Here is a 16,791-nt window from a genome sequence, read left to right on the forward strand (position 1 = left end):
GATAGGTTTTGTATGGGAACTATAGAAAAGAGTACCATTCTATCTAAGAGCTTTGGTGGATTAAGACCAGTTAGACAAATGTGTGCATTTAGACATGATAAATAGATTGTTAAGTTATCGTGAAAGAAATTGGAAAATAATTATGGGATACTATAGGAAAATGGGGTGTTAGCATGGATCTTTCTACTTATATAAAATTAGATGCAGTAGAAATGGCAGCATTACTGAAGAAAAAAGAGGTAACACCAAAGGAACTTGTATCATTAAGCTTTGAACAATTAGAAAAGGTTAATCCAACTTTAAATGCTGTAATTCATGATAGGAAAGATAAGGCTTTACAAGAAGTGGAGAATATTAGTGTGGAGGAAGGGCCTTTTTCAGGTGTTCCCTTTTTACTGAAAAATATCTCACAATCATTGAATGGCGAGCCACTAACTTCTGGTTCGAGATTACTCCGTTCTAATTTTGCCAAACGAAATTCTAATTATGTTAATAAGCTTAAGCAATCTGGATTCCTTTTTCTAGGACATACGAATACTCCAGAATTCGGGCTAAAGAATATATCAGAGCCTGTATTATACGGACCATCTAGGAATCCATGGAATACAGCATATTCACCTGGTGGCTCAAGTGGTGGTAGTGCTGCAGCTATTGCAGCAGGTGTTGTACCAATGGCAGGAGCTAGTGATGGTGGTGGCTCCATTCGAATTCCTGCTTCATTTTCAGGACTATTTGGCTTAAAGCCTACACGTGGACGTACACCTGTTGGACCAGGAGCTGGCAGGCAGTGGCAAGGTGCATCGATTGATTTTGCTTTATCTAGGACGGTTCGTGATAGTGCTGCCCTTCTTGACTTGGTACAGGTTGTACAGCCAGAGGCAGCCTTCCAAACGCCACTTTTCCCTGGAAGTTTTCAAGAAGAAATGAAAAAGCCTTTTGGAAAATCATTACGCATCGCTTATACGACGAAATCACCTGTTGGAACACCTGTCTCTGAGGATGCAAAGCGAGCTGTAATGCAAGTAGTATCTTGGCTAGAACAAGAGGGACATCATGTAGAGGAAAAAGAGAACGATGTGGATGGTATTGAGCTAATGCGTCAGTACTACATGATGAATAGTGGTGAGATTGCTGCGATGGTAACGGAGTTAGAAGCAGCATTTGGTCGAACGTTAACTGCGGATGATATGGAAATAGAGTCATGGTTATTGAACGTAGCTGGAAAATCAGTAACGGCAGCGGAGTTTTCGGCTAGTTTGGCTGCTTGGGATACAGCGGCAGCACAAATGGCAGAATTACATCGTACGTATGATTTTTACATTACTCCAGCAACTGCATATACAGCACCAAAGGTTGGAGAGCTTACGCATTCCGAAGCAAAGCAAGCAGAACTGCGTGAACAAGTGGAGCGCCTAGATAAATATGGTCAACAAGAGCTAATTTATGAAATGTTCCTACCGAGTTTAACCTATACACCATATACCCAGCTTGCAAACCTTACTGGGCAACCAGCGATTTCTCTCCCTGTTTATCTATCAGAAGAAGGCCTTCCACTAGGTGTGCAAGTGCTGGCATCAAAGGGTGAAGAACATCGCTTACTCCAATTAGCCTATCAGCTTGAACAAACTGATCTTTGGATAGGAATGAAAGGTAATCCCTATTTTAAAGAAGTTGAACATATACTTTAATGCGGCGAAAAAGGGCAACCCCTCAGGTTGTCCTTTTTTGGTGATTAACATCATTTTGGAATGAGATGGAGGATGAAATGATGTATAGAGAGGTTGTAAACGTCATTTCGGAATGAGATGTAGGATGAAATGATGTATAGAGAGGTTGTAAACGTCATTTTGGAATGAGTTAGAGGATGAAATGAATCATAGAGAGGTTGTAAACGTCATTTCAGAATGAGAAGAAGGATGAAATGAATCATAGAGCCGAGATAAGCATCATTACGAACATAAAAAAGACACCCAATGAAGCATAGATCAATAATAAGCATCACTTAGCAACATGAATGAGTCTGAAATGAATGGTAGAAAGAAATTAAAGGAGTAATTAGTGAATTATTAACTAATCAGGCAAAAATAGTAATTATAGATAGTCCTCATTACATCCTTTTTTCATTTCTATTACGGTCTCTCTTTCTCGTTTAAATTAGTGAAAAAATGTGAATATAAATAGCATGAGTTAAGCAAAAATCAATAGGTTATTAGGTATACAAACACACTTTTCTGAAAATAATATATTTTAAGTAACCTTTTACTAACTAACAGATTTTTAGTATAGTTAAGGGGTACGGGAATATAAGCAGAGGGGCGTTAGTAGATGCAGGAAACAATGGTATACAATGCGAAAATCGAGAAAGTCATCGAGAATATAAATAAAGTAATGATTGGTAAAGAAGATGTAGCTGTATTAAGCTTAGTAGCATTACTTGCGGAAGGGCATGTTTTACTTGAAGATGTGCCTGGTGTAGGGAAAACGATGCTTGTTCGAACTTTAGCAAAATCACTGGATTGTGATTTTAAACGTATTCAATTTACTCCAGATTTATTACCGTCAGATGTAACGGGTATTTCTATATATAACCCTAAGGAGATGGAATTTGAGTTTCGTGGAGGTCCGATCCTAGGGAATATTGTTTTAGCTGATGAAATAAACAGAACCTCGCCGAAGACACAATCTGCATTATTAGAGGGCATGGAGGAAAAGAGTGTTACAGTTGATGGAAAAACAATTCCACTTCAAAGACCATTTTTCGTCATGGCCACTCAAAACCCTATTGAATATGAAGGTACTTATCCGTTACCGGAGGCTCAGCTAGACCGTTTCTTATTAAAGCTAACAATGGGCTACCCTTCATTACGGGAAGAGCTAGAGATGTTAGAAAGAACCTCAAAACAGCACCCAATTGAAACGATTTCTCCTGTTATGACTAAAGAAGAATTGGTATCCATACAGGAGGAAGTTCGAAATGTATATATAGAGTCAAATGTTCAGCAATATATTATTAATCTTGTTAGAGAAACACGTAACTATAACGCTATTTTTCTAGGAGTTAGTCCACGTGGTTCGATTGCGCTAATGAAAGCTGCAAAAGCATATGCCTTCATCAAGGGGAGGGATTTTGTACTACCTGACGATGTGAAATACTTGGCACCGTATGTGTTAACACACCGCATCATCTTAACCTCGGAAGCAAAGTATGATGGAAATACTGCAAAGCAAATCGTGGAGACAATTGTAAAGCAGACATTTGTACCAATTCGAAAGGAATTTTAGAGGATGCGAAGAACGTTTCGTTTTGTACGTAATGTGATTTTCGTCCTACTATTATTTGCTTTACTTTTTGCCTATGCAATGTTTCAAGGAGGATTCACGAGCTGGTTTTTATTTTATGGCTTTCTCCCGATTTTTCTATATTTAATTGGATTTGCCTTTTATCCCATATCTAAGTGGAAGGTTGAGCGTAAAAGTTTGAAGCATGTGGTCGCAACCGGGGATCAAATAACCGTAACTATTCAAATAAGACGTAGATTTCCTTTTCCAATCTACTATTGTGTTATGGAAGAGGTATTCCCGGACACTTTAAATCGAGTAGATACAAGACATACGAAATATCAATATTTGGAGCATCCCAATAAATTATATAAAGGTAGACAGATTAAAAAGCTTATTTTTCCCTGGTTTAAGAGAAAAATAGACATTACTTATAATTTAGGCCAGCTCCCACGTGGTAATCATGTATTACCAGCTGTAAGGGTTCGGACTGGAGATATATTTGGACTAATTAAAAAAGAGCATGTCTACCCGGCTACAACAGAGTTGATGGTTTATCCGATAGAGCGTCCAGTTCATCTTGTTGAGAAAATGAACAGCTATGAGCAGGGCTCTATCTCTTCCTTTGCGATGCATTTAAAAAATACCAATGTAGCCTCAGGGGTAAGAGAATATAAACCTGGAGATAAATTCTCTTGGATAGATTGGAAACAAACAGCTAAGAAAAGTAATGTGATGACAAAGGAATTTGAACAAGAAAAAAGTACGGACACGCTTATTATTTTAGATAGCTGTTATTATGATGGAATGAATCTATTAGCCTATGAAGCTACTGTCGAAATGAGTATTTCCTTAATGGATACCATTCGGAAGCAGGCATCACAGGTAGGGTTCCTTTCTATTGGTGCGGACACGGTTCTTTTTCCAGTAAAACATGACCCAATGAAAATGGAATGGATTCGTAAGCACTTAACACAAATTCAACCAGGTACTACAAAGCCCTTCGCCTCTAAGCTGAAGGAGGAAATGACAAAAATAACGAGTAGCATATATGTCGTGATTGTTACTACTCATTTGGATGAACAATTAATCGAAACATTACAGCATGTGCGATTACGAGATAAAAAGGCTATGATCATATTTATTCAAGCGGAAAAAAGGATTACAGCATTGGAGCATCAGCTGATTCAAAGGCTTCGTAATGATGGTGTTGGTGTTTGTGTGCTAACAGAGAAGGAATTAGTGATGGATCCGGTTGAGGTGATTACATGGTGAATCGATTAAGACAATCTAATATTCCATTCGTGTACTCCTTCATTTTATATATTGCTGGACTCTTGTTATTCCTAGAGTGGCTTTATCCTGTTGAACAAGTTACAGACACCAAGTTTATTGGTATTTTTATCATGTATACATTTTTCTGCTTTTTTATTTCTTTACTTCAGGTCAAGTGGTGGCTGTCGTTTATTTTAAAGGGGTTTGGAATTCTATTTGTTTTGAATGGGATTTTTTCAGATTATCCTATCTGGAATATGCGCTGGTTACATGAGTTATTCACTGACCTTACTTACAATATACAGACACTAATAGCTAGAGAATGGTTTGATTTATCCAATATGTTTCGAACCTTATTGTTCTTAATCATTATTTGGTTAATGAGTTATTTAATTCATTATTGGTTTATTCAAGTTAAACGCGTGATGATATTTAGTGTGCTAACTTTTATTTATATTGCGTTACTAGATACCTTTACTGTGTATCATGCTAATTGGGCAATTGCACGTACCTTTGTCATTGCCTTCCTTGCTTTAGGTATTGCCAATATAGTCAGAGAGATACAACGAGAAAATATGACTACTAGTAGTTTTCGTTTTCGTTCACTCTGGATACTTCCACTAGTCATGATTGTTTTATTTTCAACCGTGGTTGGGTATGCAGCGCCGAAGCTTGAACCGCAATGGAATGATCCTGTTGAATTCATAAAAAGCGCGAAGGAAAGCTTTGGTAACGCTGGAGGTTATACGGTTCAAAAGGTTGGCTATGGCGAGGATGATTCCAGATTAGGTGGTTCTTTTGTTCAAGACTACACGCAAGTTTTTCAAGCATATGTGAAAAAAGAAAGCTATTTTCGAATTGAATCAAAGGATGTATATACAGGTAAGGGCTGGGTTAATTCCAGCTCTGATAAATATATAGAACAGCCAGAGTGGAATATTACCTTTGAGACTTTTGCTTCCACTGTAGAGACCGAGCCATATGAAATGTCTTTAAAGTTCGATGAAGGAGGAAAAATTCCAAAGCTCATATATCCGTATGGAGCTACCCATGTGAATCTTAAAAACCAAGAAGTAGGTCTTTGGTTAAACGAAGAATCTGGTGAAATGAAAACAGAAATAGATGGGAAGGATGTAGTAGTAAGAGATTATTCTATCCGATATAATTATCCATCCTATCCAATTGACCGCATGCGAAAGAGCCAAGCACCGACAGACACTACGTTATTAGAGAGATACACGAATTTACCTAACACCGTACCGGAGCGTGTCTATGAATTAGCAGAGGAAATTACTGCAAGATATGATAATCAATACGACAAGGTACGTGCAGTGGAACGTTATTTTAGTGCGAATGGATTTGTCTATAAGACTAGTGATGTTGCCGTTCCATCAGATGAACAAGATTATGTTGATCAATTTCTTTTTGAAACAAAGGTAGGATATTGTGATAACTTTTCTTCTTCTATGGTGGTATTACTGCGTTCATTAGATATTCCTGCTAGATGGGTAAAGGGTTTTACTAGTGGTGAAAAGCTTGAAGATAATATTGATGGTGAGGGTACCGATCTGTATGAAATTACGAATGCTAATGCACACTCATGGGTAGAGGTTTACTTTGAAGGTGTTGGTTGGGTGCCATTTGAACCAACACAAGGCTTCCGTGTTCCAAATGATTATGATGTAAGCTTGAATAATCAGCATGATGATGCATTAGAAGCACCAGAAATAAATCAACCAGAAAGGCCAGAGGCTCCTAAGGAAACTCAGGACGCATTCAGCCCTAGTAAGAGTGAAGATGGTTTTAACTTTGATTTTACATGGATACATGGTGTAATCATTGTAGTATTGTTGCTATTACTTGCTGGATTCCTTTTTTGGAAAAGATTTGAATTAGAAACCATTTACCTTCACAGAAAAATAATCAAGAAACAGGATGCAGCCTCTTATCAGGATGCGTATCTCTTTACTCTAAAGCTATTAAAAAACAAAGGATTTAACAAAGGTCCAGATCAGACGTTACGGGAGTTCGCTACTAAAATTGACAACTGGTATGGGTCAGATGAAATGGGACAATTAACGACAACCTATGAAAAGCTAATCTACCAAAATAGTAATGGCAAGGTTGGAACAGAAGAACTGTCAAACTTATGGAAAAATTTAATAAAACGGATACTGGGTTGACCATATTTCTTTGTACTAGTAAAATAAGTTTATCTTAATATTGTTTTACGCCATTCGTATATCCTCGATAATATGGTTCGAAAGTTTCTACCGGGGCACCGTAAATGCCCTGACTATGAAGGCGGAATGTCTAGGTGAAATCTAGATTTCTGCCTTTTTTGTATAATGCTGGATTGCATTGTATAGATTAAGGAGAAATCTAGGTTTTTTTTATTCGCACTTATATAAAAGTAAGGAGAATGGAAATGAATAATGAAATGATTCTAGTTCTAGATTTTGGAAGTCAATATAATCAATTGATTACAAGAAGGATACGTGAGTTCGGTGTTTATAGTGAGCTTCATTCTCATAAGATTACGATAGAAAGAATTAAGGAATTAAATCCAAAAGGGATTATTTTATCTGGTGGTCCTCATAGTGTATATGATGAGAATAGCTTTCGTCCGGATGAGCGGATATTTGAATTAGGAATTCCTGTGTTAGGAATATGCTATGGAATGCAGGTAATGGCACAGCATTTTGGTGGTAAAGTAGAAAGATCTAAAAACCGTGAATATGGAAAAGCCACTATCAGCCTACAAAATAATCGAATTCTTTTCCATGAAACTCCAGAACAACAAACCGTTTGGATGAGTCATGGTGATAAGGTTGTAGAGACTCCACCGTCATTTTCAGTTGATGCAACTAGTCCTTCCACACCTATTGCTGCAATGAGCAATAAGGAGAACAATATGTACGGGGTTCAATTCCACCCTGAGGTTCGCCATTCTGAGTTCGGTAATCAACTACTTCGTAACTTTGTGTTTGATGTTTGCGATGCTTCTGGTGATTGGACAATTGAAAACTTTATCGAGATGGAAATTGCTGCAATAAAAGAAAGAGTCGGTGATCGTAACGTACTGTGTGCACTAAGTGGCGGTGTGGACTCTTCCGTTGTAGCAGCACTAATTCATAGAGCAATTGGGGATCAGTTAACTTGTATATTTGTTGATCATGGATTATTGCGTAAGAACGAAGCGGACGATGTTATGAAGATATTTGCGGATGATTTTCACATGAAGGTGATTAAAGTCGATGCAAAAGATCGATTCCTACCAAAATTACAAGGTGTCGATGATCCAGAGAAAAAGCGCAAAATTATTGGAAATGAATTTATTTATGTATTTGACGATGAAGCGGCAAAGCTTAAGGATATAGATTTCCTTGCACAGGGAACACTGTACACGGATATTATTGAAAGTGGAACAGAGACTGCACAAAAGATTAAATCACACCACAATGTAGGTGGTCTTCCTGAGGATATGCAGTTTGAGTTAATTGAGCCATTAAATACCTTATTCAAGGACGAGGTTCGAGAGCTTGGAACACAGCTAGGATTACCAGACCGAATTGTTTGGCGTCAGCCATTCCCAGGACCTGGATTAGCAATTCGTGTCTTAGGAGAGGTAACAGAAGAGAAGCTTGAAATTGTTCGGGAATCGGATGCGATTTTGCGAGAAGAAATAGCTAATGCTGGGCTCGATCGTGATATTTGGCAGTACTTTACCGTGCTACCGAATATTCGTAGTGTGGGTGTAATGGGAGATACGAGGACATATGATTATACCATTGGAATTCGTGCTGTTACATCCATTGACGGCATGACATCAGATTGGGCTCGTATTCCGTTTGATGTGTTAGAGAAGGTATCCACACGTATTGTGAATGAGGTTGAGCATATTAACAGAGTCGTGTATGACATTACAAGTAAGCCACCTGCAACGATTGAGTGGGAGTAGGACAATAAAATTCGAATGATTAAAAGTGCTGAAAAAGCAGTTATATCAATGGTTTAAATGTTTTGTGTGTGGGTAGAATAGTTATTCACCTGCAACAATTGTATTTCAAAATGAGACTCTCTTTTATTCACATTATTTGTGGTAAAAGGAGGGTCTTTTTTTATGATTAAAATTACCGATTTAGTAGATGATTTTAAACTAAATCAACTAATTAAAGAAAGGAAGCCGAAGTATATTTTAATTTGTTCCTGGTGACTTAAACGATGGAATGAATTTATGCAAACAGAATTTTCTATTGAGGAAGTAGAAGATATAAAAGCAATCCATATCAAAAGGTATATCCAACATCTGCAACAATTAGCGGAAGAAAAGCGGGTCATTGTAGACTGTATGGTAGGAATATTGAAGAAGGCTAAATGTATTTATGATAAAATATAGAATAGAAGTTATTGTTGATTTTGATCAACAAACTAGCATTTACTTGAATAAGTGGATATCTGCATCTGTTATAAAGATGCAGATTTTTTAATTCAAAATTTTTACATGAAGAAAATTTAAAAATGTTGTAACGAAATCAATAATTTTGTGATACATAGGTGAATAGTCAAACGGAAAAGGGAGGGAGACAGTGGATAAGGACAATATATATCAAGAATATGGGGAATTTATTTTTAAATACTTGTTAACTTTAACAAACAATCTTGATTTAGCAGAGGAATTGACCCAAGAGACATTTTATCAAGCTATTAAATCCATTAATAACTTTCATAATAATGGTAAAGCCAAGTTTTCTACGTGGCTTTGTTCAATCGCTAAAAACGTTTGGCTACAAGAATTGAATCAAAAAAGTAAGAAACAGCAATTGAAAGATTCATTAAAAAATGAATATCCAACATCTTATGACTTAGAGGATGATTATATAAAAAATGAAGATAAAGTTATGTTTTTTAAAAAGGCTCATCAACTCAGTGGAAATAAACGGGAAATACTTTATTTAAGATTGTTGGGTGACTTATCGTTCAAGGAAATTGGTTCAATTTTTGGGAGGTCAGAAAACTGGGCAAGGGTAACTTTTTATAGAGCAAAACTAGAACTAGGAAAGGGTGAGTAAGGTTATGGAACATAGCGTATTTAAGGATTTAGCTCCCGCTTATATTGATAAATTAACAAGTGAAGAAACAAACAAACAAATAGAAAAACACATAAATCAATGTGAAGAATGTCGAAGTTATTTAAACAAAATGAAAGAGGATTTACTTTTGGACGATGAAGATGAAAGAAAGAAAGAGAAAAGGAACATTGATTACTTCAAAAAAGTACGCTCCAAAAATAGAAAAAGGACTTTAATTATTGTAGCATCACTACTATCAATTTTTCTTATTCTGGTAACTGCTTATTACTTCGTGTTTGTAAATATGTGGCTTGCAAGTTCCAGTAATGTTGAAACAAGCATTCAGAACTACGACACGATGGTTACACTCTCATTCAAAGCAAAAAAAGACAATCATTATATAATATTAACAGATGCGAAAACAGATGACGGATATACAGATACTATATTTGTATATGAAAAAAGGGGCGATTTTTCTACTCCAGCAAAACTCTTAAAAGATGGGAGTGGCACTACCTTCACATTTGCAGATGAAAACACATTATTACTATACAATGGTAAGAAAAAGAAACTAACGGATGAAGATAAGCTAACTATACAATATAAAGATAAAACCGATGTAATATCCCTAAAAGATTTATACGATAAAAGTAACGATGCGGAATGATTTGAAAATGAGATAGAAGTAATACCGCAATCGGTGCGTTTCTGTAATAAGCAGGAACGCTCTTTTGTTTTGGAGCGGTTTACGGAAATTGGATTACGAAAAATGAATACATCTGTCCACAGACTCTCAAATAGCTCGTTATGGCTTGTTATGAAGTATCTTTTCTCTTATTCCATTTTTGCTTAGGAATAAATTTAAGGATATTGTTTGCCTATAGTGTAGGTGGATTCAGAAACCACACACATTTTCAAGCAGGCATTCGGTAAATGTTCGACACAACTTGTGAATGAGGTTGAGCAGAGTCGTGTATGACATTACAAGTAAGCCACTTGCAACGATTGAGTGGAAGTAATTCACTAAGAGCATTAGAAATTGGATAGAGGGCCTTTTGGGTTAAAAAAGTGGTGTGCTAAATAGTAGGGAAGAACGAATGATGAATGGTTAACTACCAAAGATATATATGTACAAAAAGACTGCTCCTATATATGAGCAGCCTTTTTCTATGTCTCTTCTGCAATATGACGGTTGCTGGAGATATCACAACTGGAATGGCATATTTATGAACCCAAAAGGAGAAGCTACTGGATTAATGGCTATGCCAGCTCCGAACAATAAGGTTGCCGCCGCTGAAAAGTAGTTTCCATCATCTATTAAACTTTTTACATTTACATCATTGCCGTTTGAAATAGATTACTATAGTTCTTAAACGGTTCTATCACTATCGTCAATGACAACATACCTTTTTTTCTCGTAACACATCATTTTCATAATGTTTATCTATTTCATTCATGAAAGATATTGCTTTTTGTTCGTTATCAAAATAATTTTTTCGGCGATATATTCTGCTTGTCTTTGTGCCATTTTTCGATTTATAGTTCATTATTCAACTCACTTGCCTTGCATTGAAACGGAACTACGAATAGAATTGATTAATGGTTTTCGAAATTTACTAAAGGGTATAGTAAGAAAATAAACATTAGGGTAATATGTATATTACTGATTATCTTTCTACTATCGAGGTGCAAAATGTCTGTATATCTTTTACCAATAAATATTGCAGTTATTATTTTTTGTCTATTGAGCTTTTTTCTTTTTATCCCTTGGCTAGTTTATAGTTATAGAAAATATGGTTATTTAAGTATTTGGGCGTCAATAGTTGCTTATTCCTTTATTTTTTATATGTTATCGGCTTTATTTTTAGTTCTTCTGCCTCTTCCTGAAACTCGAAATACTTGTGCGATGCAACCACCTGATACGGTGCATTATACGCTTGTCCCGTTTAGTTTTGTCCGGGATATTATTACTAGCAGTTCCGTTGTTTGGTCACAGCCATCCACCTATGTTAGATTACTAACGCAAAGCGCATTTTTACAAGCGGCATTCAATTTTATATTATTGCTGCCTCTTGGCGTTTATTTAAGGTATTTTTTCCAACAAAGACGATATTGGAAGAGAGCACTTGGTTTGGGGTTTGCATTATCTCTATTTTTCGAAACAACGCAAATAACAGGTATTTACGGAATTTATAATTGCCCATATCGTATTTTTGATGTGGATGATCTTATACTAAATAGTACTGGTGCCTTATTTGGATTCATCATTGCTCCCGTTATCCTTGCTTTGTTTCCCTCTCGAGACAAACTCATTGCTAAGGCAAATAAATTAAAGGAAAGTTCATTAGTTCCTCCGTTGTCGCAATTATTGGCTGTGATTATTGATTATTTTTTAATTAAGATTAGTTGGAGCCTTACATTTGGACTTTTTACAACTAGTGAATTCGCGGAAATTGTTTATAAGACGATTTGCTTCTTCATTCTTTTCCTTGTAGTTCCACTTATTTGGGATGGAAAAACAATTGGAACAAATATACTACGTTTTAAACTGATACATGTTGATGGAGGAGCACCTCCATGGCAGTCCTTGCTGAAAAGGTCTATTGCGCTTTATTTACCTTTGGCAACATCATGGATCCTAAATATATTTGATAGTATTGAGTTAGATATGAATTCAATTCTTTATCCTTATCATGTATGGACGACTATGGCTATATTTGGATTTCTCGTCATCATGTGGGCTGTACTATTTATCCATACTGCGGTCATCCTAATTAAAAGAGGAAAACGGAACTTTTACTTTGACTATGTAGCGGATTTAGTACCAAGGAAAAAATAAAAAAATAAAAAACAGCAAATCCTATATCAGGGTTTGCTGTTTTGTTTGGGTAATGCATCTGTGATAACTTTATTTCAAAAGGCACGAATACCCTTCCAAAATACAGACCAGATCATATTTAATCTACGTTCGTATTCTTCATAAGGGGAACTCATCATATGGAAAAGCATTCCGTCTAATATGGTAGTAAAAGAAGTAACGATTGTCTCTTCGTCGATAAACTCATTCTCTTTATTGCTCCTTAAGATAGAAAATACAAGATCTCGAATTCCTTCTTCTACTTTGTTATTTTTTGCTGTTATAAGTTCTTTAAAATTTTCTGGAGGGTAAATCCCATACCTTTTGAGAAAAGAACCTTTATCATTCATATAATAGTATTTATTCAGTTCAACTAAAACATGATATAATTTTTTTTCTATTGGAAAATTTTCTACAACATAGGATTGTTGTTCGATAAACTCTAAATAATCTTCAATAACAAAACTTACTATTTGTTCAAAAAGATCTTGCTTACTTTCAAAATAAGCATAAATCGAAGGGGTTTTAATGTTTACATTTTCTGCTATATCTTTCAGTGCTGTTTCCTCGTAACCATACGAGGAAAACAGCTTTAAACCTTGTTCTAGTATTTTTCTTTTCGTTATTTCACCCTTTTTCAACTCCGCTTTTCACCTCGTTTTGTTCACGTTCATTAGGATATCAATTTTAAGCTTACTATACTAAAAATGATCCCTGCAACTAAAATAAGCTTCTTCGCATTCTTTGGTTCTTTAAACAAAAACATCCCAAGTAAAACACTTCCTGACGCACCTACTCCAGTCCATATACCATAACCGATACTAATAGGTATTTCGATTAATGAGACGGAAAGAAAGAAAAAACTTAAACACAAAGATAATATAAAAAAGATGGTAGGCTTTAATTTTGTAAATCCTTCCGTTAACTTCAGATTAATAATACCTCCAACTTCAAATAATCCAGCTAATATTAAACATAACCAATACATATTATACATTACCCCCTGCATTTTTCTCTTCTTTAGGTTCATCTGAGACTAATTTTAGTCCGATAATACAGCTAATTAATAGAACAACTAATAAAATCTTGGCTAGACTCACAGGATCTCCCAAAAGTGTCATGCCAACTATAGCAGTACCAAAAGCACCCAAACCAGTAAATACTGCATAAGCCGTCGAAACGGGAAGTACTTTTAACGTTTTTGCGAAAAACCACCAACTAAGGACTAATAATATAACTGTCGGAATAACGACTTCTATTCTTGTAAACCCTTCTGAAAAGCCTAGACCAAGCGCCCAACCTACTTCAAGAATTCCACCAATAATTAAATACACCCATGCCATGATAATCTCTCCTTTTAATTCAAACTAACGGTCGTTAGATTTTGTAAAAAATTTTAAAGCTTCGTTTTTATAATAAGTGTGACGATCTTTAAGAAACACCTTTCAATAAAATCTAACTAACGTACATTAGATTTTATGATGGTTACGCTGATTTTGCAAGTGAAAAGTTAAATTTTCAACCGGTTTGCTGTTATTTTTTAAGGTTTATTTAAGGTTTAAATTAATATGGTGTAAGGTTTAGGTCCTATAATCATCTTTGTAGTTACAAGGAGGATTAATCAATGAAAACAATTTTACAAGCAAAAAATGTGCAAAAGGTATTTGGTGCAAAAGGAAATGTTTATAAGGCATTAGAAGATATAGATTTGGAGATTAAAGAAGGAGAATTTATCGGAATTATGGGACCTTCGGGTGCTGGGAAATCAACATTGTTAAATGTTTTATCTACCATAGACACCCCATCAGCGGGGGATATTATTATCAATGGTCAACAAATTATCGGCATGAAAGAAAAACAACTAGCCGACTTCCGACGTAATCAATTAGGCTTTATTTTTCAAGATTATAATCTTCTCGATACGTTAACAGTTAAAGAAAATATATTACTTCCACTTGCATTATCAAAAGTACCAACTAGTGAGATAAAAAAACGTGTTGAAAAAATCGCGAGGACATTTGGAATTAATGAAATACTTGATAAATACCCATATCACATATCAGGTGGTCAAAAACAGCGAACAGCAGTTTCTCGAGCGATTATTACTAACCCAAGCTTAATATTGGCGGACGAACCAACAGGTGCATTAGATTCCAAATCCGCAACAAGCTTACTTGAAAGCTTATCGATGTTGAACGAACAGAATCACTCCACCATCATGATGGTTACTCATGATGCTTATGCTGCAAGCTTTTGTAAAAGAATATTATTTATTAAAGACGGTATGATTGATGTGGAAATTCATAAATTGCAACAAACACGTCAAGAATTTTATCAAAAAATATTAGATGTTCTCGCTTCACTTGGAGGTGGGAATATATGACGCTATTCCGAATTGCTAGGAAAAATATTAGGAAAAACTTTACCAATTATTTTTTATACGTTGCTTCAATGATATTTAGTATTGTGATTTATTTTACATTCGTTTCTTTAAAATATGATGAAGCAATCACTGCTGCAACGGAGTCGTCACAAAAAATTAGCTCCGTATTTAATGTTGCATCGGTTGTCCTTATCATCTTTGTAGCAATTTTTATCTGGTATTCAAACTCCTTCTTTACAAGGAAACGAAAAAAAGAAATCGGACTTTATTCATTACTAGGTGTACGAAAAAAGCAAATAGGCAGATTGCTATTTTATGAAAACTTTTTGATGGGAATTATCGCCCTTTTTATAGGTGTTTTACTTGGATCTGTTTTATCAAAATTCTTCGTAACCATTTTAATGAAGGTGATGGGCTATGATGTCATTGCAACCTTTGCCATTTCAACGAATGCAATTATAAATACCATTATTGTATTCATTCTCATTATCGCCATTACCTCGATTTACGGATATCGATTAATTTTTAGGTTTAAGCTGATTGATTTATTTCAAGCAGATAAAGAAGGAGAAAAAGAGCCAAAAGCTTCTTTTTTCATTGCGGTTTTAGCTCTTATCTTTATTGGAATTGGTTATTGGCTTGCTCTGCAAAATATATTAGAGTCAGAAGCTTGGAGAAAAATCGGTATCATGGTGACACCACTCGTTATCATCTTATCTGTTATTCTAGGTACCTATTTGTTATTTAATACGTTAATTGTCTATCTATTGAAGCTTACAAAAAAGAACAAAAGAAGATTTTGGAAAGGAATTAATATAATAAGTACTTCCCAACTTCTATATCGTATAAAAGGAAATGCACGAACATTAACCATCATTTCCATTCTTAGTGCTACAACATTAACGGCCGTCGGGGCATCTTATAGTTTGTATTATAACAATAAGGGCAATGCCGAATTGGCAAATCCAAATAGTATCATGTTTATTCAGCATGATGAACATTTAGCGAATAAGGTAAATGATAAGATTTTACAAGAAGAAGAGCATCAGATCATCTACCATAAAACGATTCCGACAATGCAAATAAGGGTGGATACATCTAGTTTAAATAACCTGATGGGTGAAAGCATACAGGAATATACATTCATCTCTACGAAAACCTTCAATGAAATGGCAGGATTGCAAGGAAGAAAGGATCGTCTCTCACTGGAAGGTAATCATGCAGCTGTACTAGATGCAGGCTATTATGAAGGTTTATCACCGGAATATGTCGGTTCTAGCCTTTCCTTGCATGTAGATAGCATAGCGGAAGACATTACATTTAAAAAATTGCTGAAATATAACGTTCTTAATACCAAGACAGCAAATATTACTGTGGTAATCGGTGATGATTTATTTTCCAAGCTGGAGAAAGAAACAGCCCTTGTAAACATGGAAGCATACAAAATTACAAATGAAAATAATGCTAAAGAAATAAATGAGGTAATCGAATCTATTTTACCGGATGATGCAAGTTTTTCTAGCTTTTACAATGATTACTCTCTTGGAATGGAGACTTCAGGGCTAATCATCTTTATCGGTGCCTTCTTAGGACTAGTATTCCTTGCTGCAACAGGGAGCATTATTTACTTTAAACAGTTGACAGAAGCAAATTCCGATAAGGAGCGTTATAACATTCTACACAAAATCGGTGTGAATAAAAGGGAAGTAAGAAAATCAATTGCGAAACAAGTATTCTTTATCTTTGCCTTACCGCTATTCGTAGGTATAGCACATTCAGCAGTAGCTTTAACTGCCTTATCAAGGCTAATGCAAACAAATCTGTTGATCCCTGTATTCATATGTATAGGCATATATATGCTAATTTATGTGATCTATTACTTTTTAACAGTACGTACCTACTACAAAATTGTAACAAAATAAAAT

The 16,791-nt window shown here is 35.4% G+C and carries 16 protein-coding genes and 1 riboswitch; of the genes, 13 read left to right on the forward strand and 3 right to left on the reverse strand.

All coding sequences use genetic code 11. The features are described from left to right. Positions 1–173: 173 nt before the first annotated feature. From HNR27_RS09125 to HNR27_RS09175, 11 genes are all read left to right on the forward strand, one after another. A complete protein-coding gene (locus HNR27_RS09125; RefSeq protein WP_429339556.1) occupies positions 174–1,688 on the forward strand; it encodes an amidase in 1,515 nt (504 codons plus the stop codon). A 637-nt stretch (positions 1,689–2,325) separates the two neighbouring features. Further along, positions 2,326–3,282: an AAA family ATPase gene (locus tag HNR27_RS09130; RefSeq protein ID WP_212921523.1), complete on the forward strand. Its 957-nt coding sequence runs from the start codon at positions 2,326–2,328 to the stop codon at positions 3,280–3,282. A 3-nt stretch (positions 3,283–3,285) separates the two neighbouring features. Further along, complete coding sequence (locus HNR27_RS09135) at positions 3,286–4,554, forward strand: DUF58 domain-containing protein (protein WP_429339557.1); 1,269 nt, start codon at positions 3,286–3,288, stop codon at positions 4,552–4,554. After that, positions 4,548–6,737: a DUF4129 domain-containing transglutaminase family protein gene (locus HNR27_RS09140; protein ID WP_429339558.1), complete on the forward strand. Its 2,190-nt coding sequence runs from the start codon at positions 4,548–4,550 to the stop codon at positions 6,735–6,737. Before HNR27_RS09135 ends, HNR27_RS09140 begins: the two co-directional genes overlap by 7 nt. A gap of 34 nt (positions 6,738–6,771) precedes the next feature. Next, positions 6,772–6,873, forward strand: a riboswitch (purine riboswitch). A gap of 103 nt (positions 6,874–6,976) precedes the next feature. After that, the gene (gene guaA / locus HNR27_RS09145) at positions 6,977–8,515 is read left to right on the forward strand and encodes a glutamine-hydrolyzing GMP synthase (protein WP_429339559.1); all 1,539 of its coding nucleotides are present in this window, start codon (positions 6,977–6,979) and stop codon (positions 8,513–8,515) included. Between the two features lie 276 nt (positions 8,516–8,791). Further along, the gene (locus HNR27_RS09150; RefSeq protein WP_429339560.1) at positions 8,792–8,953 is read left to right on the forward strand and encodes a hypothetical protein; all 162 of its coding nucleotides are present in this window, start codon (positions 8,792–8,794) and stop codon (positions 8,951–8,953) included. A 190-nt stretch (positions 8,954–9,143) separates the two neighbouring features. Then, positions 9,144–9,626, forward strand: coding sequence for an RNA polymerase sigma factor (locus HNR27_RS09155; RefSeq protein WP_212921507.1), 483 nt, complete (start codon positions 9,144–9,146; stop codon positions 9,624–9,626). Between the two features lie 4 nt (positions 9,627–9,630). After that, positions 9,631–10,293: a zf-HC2 domain-containing protein gene (locus tag HNR27_RS09160; protein ID WP_212921506.1), complete on the forward strand. Its 663-nt coding sequence runs from the start codon at positions 9,631–9,633 to the stop codon at positions 10,291–10,293. Between the two features lie 286 nt (positions 10,294–10,579). Beyond that, positions 10,580–10,645 carry a GMP synthase (glutamine-hydrolyzing) gene (locus tag HNR27_RS09165; protein ID WP_212921597.1) on the forward strand — a complete coding sequence of 22 codons (66 nt, stop codon included), beginning with the start codon at positions 10,580–10,582 and terminating at the stop codon, positions 10,643–10,645. A gap of 150 nt (positions 10,646–10,795) precedes the next feature. Then, positions 10,796–10,930: a hypothetical protein gene (locus HNR27_RS09170; protein ID WP_429339561.1), complete on the forward strand. Its 135-nt coding sequence runs from the start codon at positions 10,796–10,798 to the stop codon at positions 10,928–10,930. 389 nt (positions 10,931–11,319) lie between these two features. Continuing rightward, positions 11,320–12,465, forward strand: coding sequence for a VanZ family protein (locus HNR27_RS09175; protein WP_429339562.1), 1,146 nt, complete (start codon positions 11,320–11,322; stop codon positions 12,463–12,465). Between the two features lie 74 nt (positions 12,466–12,539). On the opposite strand, the gene HNR27_RS09180 is transcribed toward HNR27_RS09175, so the two are convergent. From HNR27_RS09180 to HNR27_RS09190, 3 genes are read right to left on the reverse strand one after another with little or no spacing between them, the layout of a single operon-like run. Further along, a complete protein-coding gene (locus tag HNR27_RS09180) occupies positions 12,540–13,124 on the reverse strand; it encodes a TetR/AcrR family transcriptional regulator (RefSeq protein WP_212921504.1) in 585 nt (194 codons plus the stop codon). 32 nt (positions 13,125–13,156) lie between these two features. Then, a complete protein-coding gene (locus HNR27_RS09185; protein ID WP_212921503.1) occupies positions 13,157–13,471 on the reverse strand; it encodes a DMT family transporter in 315 nt (104 codons plus the stop codon). Position 13,472: 1 nt separating this feature from the next. Next, positions 13,473–13,826 (reverse strand): DMT family transporter, encoded by a 354-nt coding sequence (locus HNR27_RS09190; RefSeq protein ID WP_212921502.1) that lies wholly within the window; start codon positions 13,824–13,826, stop codon positions 13,473–13,475. 281 nt (positions 13,827–14,107) lie between these two features. On the opposite strand from HNR27_RS09190, the gene HNR27_RS09195 reads away from it, so the two are divergent. Next, positions 14,108–14,866 carry an ABC transporter ATP-binding protein gene (locus tag HNR27_RS09195; RefSeq protein ID WP_429339563.1) on the forward strand — a complete coding sequence of 253 codons (759 nt, stop codon included), beginning with the start codon at positions 14,108–14,110 and terminating at the stop codon, positions 14,864–14,866. Next, a complete protein-coding gene (locus tag HNR27_RS09200) occupies positions 14,863–16,788 on the forward strand; it encodes an FtsX-like permease family protein (protein ID WP_429339564.1) in 1,926 nt (641 codons plus the stop codon). Before HNR27_RS09195 ends, HNR27_RS09200 begins: the two co-directional genes overlap by 4 nt. Positions 16,789–16,791: the final 3 nt, after the last annotated feature.

The organism is Ornithinibacillus bavariensis (genome assembly GCF_050433565.1).
Taxonomy (GTDB): domain Bacteria; phylum Bacillota; class Bacilli; order Bacillales; family Amphibacillaceae; genus Ornithinibacillus; species Ornithinibacillus bavariensis.

What these genes read in the sequence shown, in the direction of transcription:
- HNR27_RS09125 (WP_429339556.1), top strand. Translation starts at nt 174, where the DNA reads ATGGATCTTTCTACTTATATAAAATTAGATGCAGTAGAAATGGCAGCA.
- HNR27_RS09130 (WP_212921523.1), top strand. Translation starts at nt 2,326, where the DNA reads ATGCAGGAAACAATGGTATACAATGCGAAAATCGAGAAAGTCATCGAG.
- HNR27_RS09185 (WP_212921503.1), bottom strand. Translation starts at nt 13,471, where the DNA reads ATGTATTGGTTATGTTTAATATTAGCTGGATTATTTGAAGTTGGAGGT.
- HNR27_RS09140 (WP_429339558.1), top strand. Translation starts at nt 4,548, where the DNA reads ATGGTGAATCGATTAAGACAATCTAATATTCCATTCGTGTACTCCTTC.
- HNR27_RS09200 (WP_429339564.1), top strand. Translation starts at nt 14,863, where the DNA reads ATGACGCTATTCCGAATTGCTAGGAAAAATATTAGGAAAAACTTTACC.
- HNR27_RS09175 (WP_429339562.1), top strand. Translation starts at nt 11,320, where the DNA reads ATGTCTGTATATCTTTTACCAATAAATATTGCAGTTATTATTTTTTGT.
- guaA (WP_429339559.1), top strand. Translation starts at nt 6,977, where the DNA reads ATGGAAATGAATAATGAAATGATTCTAGTTCTAGATTTTGGAAGTCAA.
- HNR27_RS09170 (WP_429339561.1), top strand. Translation starts at nt 10,796, where the DNA reads ATGTCTCTTCTGCAATATGACGGTTGCTGGAGATATCACAACTGGAAT.
- HNR27_RS09135 (WP_429339557.1), top strand. Translation starts at nt 3,286, where the DNA reads ATGCGAAGAACGTTTCGTTTTGTACGTAATGTGATTTTCGTCCTACTA.
- HNR27_RS09150 (WP_429339560.1), top strand. Translation starts at nt 8,792, where the DNA reads ATGCAAACAGAATTTTCTATTGAGGAAGTAGAAGATATAAAAGCAATC.
- HNR27_RS09195 (WP_429339563.1), top strand. Translation starts at nt 14,108, where the DNA reads ATGAAAACAATTTTACAAGCAAAAAATGTGCAAAAGGTATTTGGTGCA.
- HNR27_RS09190 (WP_212921502.1), bottom strand. Translation starts at nt 13,826, where the DNA reads ATGGCATGGGTGTATTTAATTATTGGTGGAATTCTTGAAGTAGGTTGG.
- HNR27_RS09160 (WP_212921506.1), top strand. Translation starts at nt 9,631, where the DNA reads ATGGAACATAGCGTATTTAAGGATTTAGCTCCCGCTTATATTGATAAA.